Source organism: Variovorax sp. YR752 (assembly GCF_943372545.1).
This window is the reverse complement of record NZ_CALRZC010000306.1, coordinates 1-8132: the sequence shown is the minus strand read 5'-3', so window position 1 is coordinate 8132 and position 8132 is coordinate 1. Positions and strand designations below refer to the sequence as shown.

Sequence of the window (8132 nt, the reverse complement as noted above, 5' to 3'; positions counted from 1 at the left end):
AGCAACTGGTACGTCACCGGCGCGCCCGACGACCGCTGGGACAACGATGCACTCAACGCCGAACTGGCGCAGGTGCTCGGCAGCGACTTCGAGGTGGTGCGCATGGACGGCCTCGTGACCGGGTGAGGCCGCCCGGCCGCGCGGCCCTCACTGCCTGAAGGCGGACCAGGGCGTGCCGATGAGGGCTGCGTCGGGCGTGCTGCTGGTGTTGCCGGCGAGGAAGAACTCGCGATCGACCAGCGTTCCGTCCGCCGTGAGCAGCAGCCGGTCACCCTCCGAGTCGGTGATGCGCAACTGCCCGCTGGAGGGGTCGCCAGCGCTGGTGTCGAAGGCCGCAACTTGCGTGACGGCGTAGACCTGGGCACCCAATTGCAGGTTGCCGTTGATCCGGCTCGTCGACGTGGTGGCGGTGGTCGTACCGTCAACATCGAAGTCGAGCACCGAGGTGACGCCGGCGGTCACCGAGGCCATCCGCTGGTAGCGCACGAAGCTGCGCTCGCCGCCGGTCACCGGCGCCACCCACAGGCGTGCATCGCCATCCAGGCTGCCCAGGCCCTCCACCGTCAGCGCATTCATGGTCACCGATGCGTCGAACGCCGTCGGCTCCTGCTGCGAGTTGAGCACGAGCACGTTGAAGACCAGCGCGAAGCCGCCATTGATGGCCGGCGCGCCGGTCTCGACGCAGTCGATGAAGTCGAAGCTCGCCGAGTCGCCGGCGGTGAGGACGTTGTTGTTGTCGGCGTCGTTCACCGTCACCGTCAGAGTGCCGCTGACGCCGCAGGAGAAGGTCTCGCTGTCCACCGCCAGCCCCTGCTTGCGCGCCGCCGATCCGATGCTCGCCGCACTGCGCCGAGCCGCCCAGCGACCCAGCGATGCCACATTCGCGCGGCCGGCCGACAACGGCTGCGACAGCACCAGGTCGCCGCCCACGGTGGCCAGCAGCGAGTCGACCGCGCGGGTCGACAGGGTCGGGAAGTTGGCCGTCGTCATGTCGGCGCCGGCCGAGGCGGCGCCGGCGCGCGTGGTCGGGAAGTCGACGGTCGGTGCGGACCCGCCACCGCCCCCGCCACAGGCGGCGAGCGCGGCAGCGGCAATCAGGGCAAGCAGGCAGTGGCGGGGCAGCGGCTTCATGACCGCCTCCTGTGAAGGTTGAATCGTCGATGCGAGTGTCGCCCAGGCCGACGCCGCAGCATTGCGGGACATCACCTGCCGCGCGGGTTCCCCTGCGCGATGCCGGGACAGGGCCGAGCAACGACAATAAGGGGTGTCTACCACCTTTGCCCCTGGACGAACCGCACCAGCCGCCCGCGCCCTGACCGGCTACAAGCCGCACTGGGCGAAGCGCTTCGGCCCCGCGCCCTTCCTGCCGATGAGCCGCGCCGAAATGGACGCGCTCGGCTGGGATTCGTGCGACGTGATCGTGGTCACCGGCGATGCCTACGTGGACCACCCGAGCTTCGGCATGGCGGTGATCGGGCGTGTGCTCGAGGCGCAGGGCTTTCGTGTCGGCATCATCGCGCAGCCCGACTGGCAGTCGGCCGAGCCGTTCAAGGCGCTGGGCAGACCGAACCTGTTCTTCGGCGTGACCGCCGGGAACATGGACTCGATGATCAACCGCTACACCGCGGACCGAAAGATCCGCAGCGACGACGCCTACACGCCGGGCGGGCAGGGCGGCCGGCGGCCCGATCGCGCCGCGCTGGTCTACGCGCAGCGCTGCAAGGAGGCCTGGAACGACGTGCCGATCGTGATGGGCGGCATCGAGGGCAGCCTGCGCCGCATCGCGCACTACGACTACTGGCAGGACAAGGTGCGCCGCTCGATCCTGGTCGACGCCAAGTGCGACCTGCTGCTGTACGGCAACGCCGAGCGCGCGATCGTCGAGATCGCCCACCGCCTGGCGCGGCGCGAGCCGGTGGAGCGCATCACCGACGTGCGCGGCACCGCCTTCATGCGCCGCACCGACGACCCGACGGCCGAAGGCTGGTTCGAGATCGACTCCACCGAGGTCGACCGTCCGGGGCGCATCGACTCGCACATCAACCCCTACCAGACGACCAGCGAGCAAGCTGCCGGTCAGGGCGCCACCTGCGCCAAGGACGATGGCAGCGGCGCGATGGGCGCTGCCGTGCAGCCGGTCCGCTTCGTGCCCTCGGCCAGCGGCAAGGTCAACCTGCCGCCGCGCGAGCGCACGGTGGTCCGCCTGCCCAGCTACGAGCAGGTCAAGAGCGACCCGGTGCTGTATGCCCACGCCAACCGCGTGCTGCACCTCGAGACCAACCCCGGCAATGCCCGCGCCCTGGTGCAGCGCCACGGCGACCGGGATGTCTGGCTGACTCCGCCGCCCATCCCGCTGACGACCGCGGAGATGGACCACGTCTTCGACCTGCCCTACGCACGCAGCCCGCACCCGAGCTACGCCGACGAGACCGGCGGCCACGACGGCCCGACCAAGATCCCGGCCTGGGAGATGATCCGCTTCAGCGTGAACATCATGCGCGGCTGCTTTGGCGGCTGCACCTTCTGCTCGATCACCGAGCACGAGGGCCGCATCATCCAGAGCCGCAGCGAAGACTCCGTGATCCGCGAGATCGAGGACATCCGCGACAAGGTCAAGGGCTTCACCGGCGTGATCAGCGACCTTGGCGGTCCGACGGCGAACATGTACCGCATCGGCTGCAAGAGCCCGGAGATCGAGGCCGCCTGCCGCAAGCCGAGTTGCGTCTATCCCGGCATCTGCGCCAACCTGAACACCGACCACGGCCCGCTGATCCACATGTACCGGCGCGCCCGCGCGCTGCGCGGCGTGAAGAAGATCCTGATCGGCTCGGGGCTGCGCTACGACCTGGCGGTCAAGTCGCCCGAGTACATCAAGGAGCTGGTGACCCACCACGTCGGCGGCTACCTGAAGATCGCGCCCGAGCACACCGAGGACGGGCCGCTGTCGAAGATGATGAAGCCGGGCATCGGCAGCTACGACCGCTTCAAGCAGCTGTTCGACAAGTTCAGCGCCGAGGCGGGCAAGAAGCAGTTCCTGATCCCGTACTTCATCGCCGCGCACCCGGGTACGCGCGACGAGGACATGATGAACCTCGCCGTCTGGCTGAAGAAGAACGGCTTCCGCGCCGACCAGGTGCAGACCTTCTACCCCAGCCCGATGGCGACGGCGACGGCGATGTACCACTCCGGGATGAATCCGCTGAAGGGCATCAGCCGCGACGCGACGCGCGCCGAGCGCGTGGACATCGTGCGCGGCGAGAAGCGCCGGCGGCTGCACAAGGCCTTCCTGCGCTACCACGACGCCAACAACTGGCCGCTGCTGCGCGAGGCGTTGAAGGCGATGGGCCGCGCCGACCTGATCGGCAACGGCAAGCACCATCTGGTGCCGACGTTCCAGCCGAGCACCGACGGCAGCTACCAGAGCGCGCGGCGCAAGAACTCGACGCCCAGCGGCGCACGCACGTCGGCCGTCACCAAGGGCCGCGTGCTGACGCAGCACACCGGGCTGCCGCCGCGCAAGACGAAGTAGGACGCCCGGTCAGTCCTTCGGGATCTTGCGCGGCTGGCCCTGCATGTCGATCGCCACGTAGGTCAGGTTGGCCTCGGTCACCTTGACCACCTGCAGGTTCGCCGGGTTGCGCTCGGCATAGACCTCGACGTGCACGGTGATCGAGGTGGTGCCGATGCGCTCCACCCTGGCATAGAAGCTCAGCAGGTCGCCCACCGACACCGGTTGCTTGAAGACGAACTGGTTGACCGCGACGGTGGCAATGCGGCCCTTGGCGATGCGTGCCGGCATCACCGCGCCGGCCAGGTCGACCTGGGCCATGATCCAGCCGCCGAAGATGTCGCCGTTGCCGTTGGCATCGGCCGGCATCGGCATCACGCGCAGCACCAGTTGCTGGTCTTCCGGGAGGCGCGTCGGCGACAGATGCTGGGCGCCGGCCTGCGGCGCGGGGCTTGAAGTCTCGGGCATGATCCTGCACCTGCGGTGGTTGTTGCCGCATTCTTTCACGCCCTTGCCTCCCCACACTCCATGCGCCGCCTGAGCCTGCCTGCCGCACCCACCCAGGCTGGCGTCGCGCCGGCGTCCCAATGGGGCGCGCTGAAGAAGCTCGCGCCCTATGTGTGGCAGTGGCGCTGGCGCGTGCTGGTGGCGCTGGGTTTCCTGGTCGCGGCCAAGGTGTCCAACGTCGGCGTGCCGCTGGTGCTCAAGCAGCTCGTCGATGCGCTCGACCTGAAGCCTGGCGATCCGCAGGCCGCGCTGGTCGTGCCGGTGGCGCTGCTGCTGGCCTACGGCGCGCTGCGCGTCTCGGTGACCCTGTTCACCGAGATGCGCGAGTTCCTCTTCTACCCGGTGGCGGCACGCATCGCGCGGCGTGTCTCGCTGGAGACCTTCGAGCACCTGCTGTCGCTCAGCCTGCGCTTCCATCTCGAACGCCAGACCGGGGGTGTGTCGCGCGACATCGAGCGCGGCTCGAAGGCGATCCACTCGCTGCTGAACTACACGATCTACAACATCCTGCCGACGCTGGTCGAGATGACGCTGGTGATCTCGCTGCTGTCGGCGAAGTTCGACGGCTGGTTCGCGGTGATCGCGCTCGGTGCGCTGGCCGGGTACATCACGTTCACCGTCACGGTGACCGAGTGGCGCACGCACTTCCGCCGTGCGATGAACGAGCAGGACAGCAAGGCCAACACCAAGGCCGTCGATGCGCTGATCAACTACGAGACGGTCAAGTACTTCAGCAACGAGGGCTTCGAGCAGGCCCGCTACGACGAGAACCTGCAGCGGCTGGAGAAGGCTTCGGTGAAGTCGCAGACGTCCCTCTCGCTGCTCAATCTCGGGCAGAGCCTGATCATCTCCGCGGCCGTCGTGCTGCTGGTCTGGCGCGCCACCGTCGGCGTGGTCGAGGGCACGATGACGCTGGGCGACCTGGTGCTGGTCAACGCGCTGATGATCCAGCTCTACATCCCGCTGAACTTCCTCGGCGTGATCTACCGCGAGATCAAGCAGTCGACCATCGACATGGAGAAGATGTTCGCCCTGCTCGGCCAGAACCGCGAGGTGGCCGATGCGCCGGATGCCCAGCCGCTGCAGCCGCACGGCGGCACGGTGCGCTTCGAGGAGGTGCGCTTCGGCTACGACAGCGACCGCGAGATCCTGCACGGCGTGAGCTTCGAGATCCCGGCAGGCGAGACGGTGGCCGTGGTCGGCCCCTCGGGCTCGGGCAAGAGCACGCTGGCGCGGCTGATGTTCCGCTTCTACGACGTCGGCGAAGGCCGCATCAGCATCGACGGGCAGGACATCCGCTCGGTCACGCAGAGGAGCCTGCGCCAGGCCATCGGCATCGTGCCGCAGGACACCGTGCTGTTCAACGACACGGTCGAGTACAACATCGCCTACGGCCGACCCGGCGCCTCGCGCGCCGAGGTGGAAGACGCGGCGAGGTCGGCGCACATCCACCACTTCATCAGCTCAACGCCGAAGGGCTACGACACCATGGTCGGCGAGCGCGGGCTGAAGCTGTCTGGCGGCGAGAAGCAGCGTGTGGCGATCGCGCGCACGCTGCTGAAGAACCCGCCGGTGCTGATCTTCGACGAGGCGACCTCGGCGCTCGACTCGGCCAACGAACGCGCCATCCAGGAGGAGCTGAAGAGCGCGGCGCGCAACAAGACGGCGCTGGTGATCGCGCACCGTCTCTCGACCGTCGCCGATGCGCACCAGATCCTGGTGATGGAGCACGGCCGCATCGTCGAGCGCGGCAACCACGCCGAACTGCTGGCGATGGACGGCCGCTACGCGCAGATGTGGCGCCTGCAGCAGAGCGGCGCCGAGGAGCGCGACGTCACAGCCTGAAGTGCTGCGCTATCGCGTGCTGCGGGCCACCGCCCAGGCCAGCAGCAACCCGGCCAGCGAGGCCGCGCCGGTGGCCAGCCAGGTCCACTGCCAGCCGCCGGCGCGCGCGGCCAGCCAGGCGACGACGGGCGGGCCTGCAAACTGGCCGAAGGCCGACCACTGCTGCATCCAGCCGACGGTGGTCGACACCGTCTGCTCGCCCGGCGCCACGCGGATGGCCAGCGCGAACAGGGTCGCCGGGATCATGCCGCCGACCATCGAGAAGACCAGCACGGCCGCATAGCGCAGCGCCGGCGGCAGGCCGGCCTCGGCGCCACCGGCAAACGCCGCGGCGGCCGCCAGCGCCATCACCGAGAAGCCGGCGGCCAGCAGCCACGGCGGCCGGGCGCCGCGATGCAGCAGTCGCCCGGCCGCGAGGTTGCCGAGCATGTTGACCGCCGCGGCCAGCGCGGTCAGCACGCCGGTCGTGCCGGCACCGATGCCGGCCGAGGTATAGATCACCGGCAGGAAGCCGATCACCGCCAACCACTGGCTCGAGTACAGCGCGAAGCTGAGGGCTACCAGCCAGGGCCCGACGTGGCCGAGGGTCAGGCGCAGGCGCCGTGCGACGCTCAGGTTCTGCGAACCGGTCGGTGGCGCGGGCGCATCGGCCACGCGGCGCCGCAGCAGCAGCGCCATCGCTGCAGAGAGCACGCCGAGCAGCGCCCACCACGACCGCCAGCCCAGCGCGGCAATCCACAGCGGACCGATCAGCAGGCCGATCGCCGCGCCCAGCGGCATGTAGGTGCCCCACACGCCCAGCATCACCGACAGCCGCGCCGGCGCCACCAGCCGGCGGATCAGCCCTGGCGCCGGCAGCACCACCATCAGGAAGCCGAAGCCCTCGAGCGCACGCAGCGCCAGCAGCCAGGGCACGCCATCGACGAGCGCGCCGAGCGCACTCGCCGCGGCCAGCAGCAGCAGCCCGATCAGCATGCTGCGGCGCAGGCCGATCGCGTCGGCGATCACGCCGAAGGCGATGCCGGCGGCCATGCCGGCGGCCTGCACCAGCGAGAGCAGGAAGCCGGCCTCGACCAGCGACATGCCGAGCTCGCGCTGCAGCGTGGCGATGGCCGGCGGCAGCTTGCCGACGTGCAGCGCCGCGCAGACGCCGGCGGCGAAGACGAGCCAGGCTGCGCTGGCGTGGGCGTGGGCGGGGGAGGGGGAGTGGGCTGGGGTCGCTGTCATCGGCCCGGCAGTGTGCCTGCATCGTCGCCGGCAGCCCGCGCGGCGCCGCTCGCTACACTTCGCAGCCGTGGAAACCAAGTGGCTCGAAGACTTCATCAGCCTGGCCGAGACTCGCAGCTTCTCGCGCTCGGCGCAACTGCGCCACGTCACCCAGCCGGCCTTCTCGCGGCGCATCCAGGCGCTGGAAGCGTGGGCGGGCATCGACCTGGTCGACCGCTCGTCCTACCCGACGCGGCTGACGCCCGCCGGCGAAACCTTTCACTCGCAGGCGCTGGAGATCCTCGGCGCGCTGCAGGCGACACGCAACATGATGCGCGGCCACCAGACCGGCGCGCAGGACATGATCGAGTTCGCCGTGCCGCACTCGCTGGCCTTCACCTTCTTCCCGCACTGGGTGATGGATCTGCGCAGCCGATTCGGCGCGCTGAAGAGCCGCCTCATCACGCTCAACGTGCACGACGCGGTGATGCAGCTCACCGAAGGCAGCTGCGACCTGCTGATCGCCTACCACCACCCCAGCCAGCCGCTGCAGCTCAGCCCCGAGCGCTACGAGATGCTCAGCCTCGGCCACGAGACGCTGGCGCCCTATGCGCGGGGTGACGAGGCCGGCGCGCCGCTGTTCCGCCTGCCCGGTTCGGCAGCGCGCAAGGTGCCCTACCTCGGCTATGGCGAGGGCGCCTACCTCGGCCGCCTCGTCGAGGTGATCGTCAAGCAGGCCGCGGTGCCGCCGCAGCTCGAGCCGATCTACGAGACCGACATGGCCGAGGGTCTGAAGGCGATGGCGCTCGAAGGGCACGGCCTGGCTTTCCTGCCGGCCAGTTCGGTGAAGAAGGAGCTGAAGAGCCGGCGCCTGGTGCGCGCCGCCGACGCGGGGCAGTACGAGATCACGATGGAAGTGCGCATCTACCGTGAGCGCCCCGAACTGGCCCGCCACAACAAGGCCGGTGCGCTGGCGCTGTGGGAGTTCCTGCGCAGCGATGCGAAGGTGCCTTCGTCGTCCACTACGGGTTGACCCTGAGCCGTCATGCGCGTCGCGCATGACCCG

At 69.6% G+C, this 8132-nt stretch carries 6 protein-coding genes; 3 read left to right on the top strand and 3 right to left on the bottom strand.

The genetic code is table 11. The features are described 5' to 3' along the window. Positions 1-147: 147 nt before the first annotated feature. Positions 148-1131, bottom strand: coding sequence for a hypothetical protein (locus tag AAG801_RS38185; RefSeq protein ID WP_341893106.1), 984 nt, complete (start codon positions 1129-1131; stop codon positions 148-150). A 133-nt stretch (positions 1132-1264) separates the two neighbouring features. Here AAG801_RS38185 and AAG801_RS38180 point away from each other — a divergent pair, with 133 nt between their 5' ends. Beyond that, a complete protein-coding gene (locus AAG801_RS38180) occupies positions 1265-3529 on the top strand; it encodes a YgiQ family radical SAM protein (protein ID WP_341893105.1) in 2265 nt (754 codons plus the stop codon). Positions 3530-3538: 9 nt separating this feature from the next. On the opposite strand, the gene AAG801_RS38175 is transcribed toward AAG801_RS38180, so the two are convergent. After that, complete coding sequence (locus tag AAG801_RS38175) at positions 3539-3976, bottom strand: acyl-CoA thioesterase (RefSeq protein WP_341893104.1); 438 nt, start codon at positions 3974-3976, stop codon at positions 3539-3541. A gap of 60 nt (positions 3977-4036) precedes the next feature. On the opposite strand from AAG801_RS38175, the gene AAG801_RS38170 reads away from it, so the two are divergent. Beyond that, on the top strand, positions 4037-5860 hold the full coding sequence (locus AAG801_RS38170; protein WP_341893103.1) for an ABC transporter ATP-binding protein/permease: 1824 nt from the start codon (positions 4037-4039) through the stop codon (positions 5858-5860). A 9-nt stretch (positions 5861-5869) separates the two neighbouring features. Here the strand turns inward: AAG801_RS38170 and AAG801_RS38165 are convergent, their stop codons facing one another. Next, on the bottom strand, positions 5870-7087 hold the full coding sequence (locus tag AAG801_RS38165; RefSeq protein ID WP_341893102.1) for an MFS transporter: 1218 nt from the start codon (positions 7085-7087) through the stop codon (positions 5870-5872). 67 nt (positions 7088-7154) lie between these two features. On the opposite strand from AAG801_RS38165, the gene AAG801_RS38160 reads away from it, so the two are divergent. Further along, the gene (locus AAG801_RS38160) at positions 7155-8099 is read left to right on the top strand and encodes a LysR substrate-binding domain-containing protein (RefSeq protein ID WP_341893101.1); all 945 of its coding nucleotides are present in this window, start codon (positions 7155-7157) and stop codon (positions 8097-8099) included. The last annotated feature ends 33 nt before the right edge of the window (positions 8100-8132 follow it).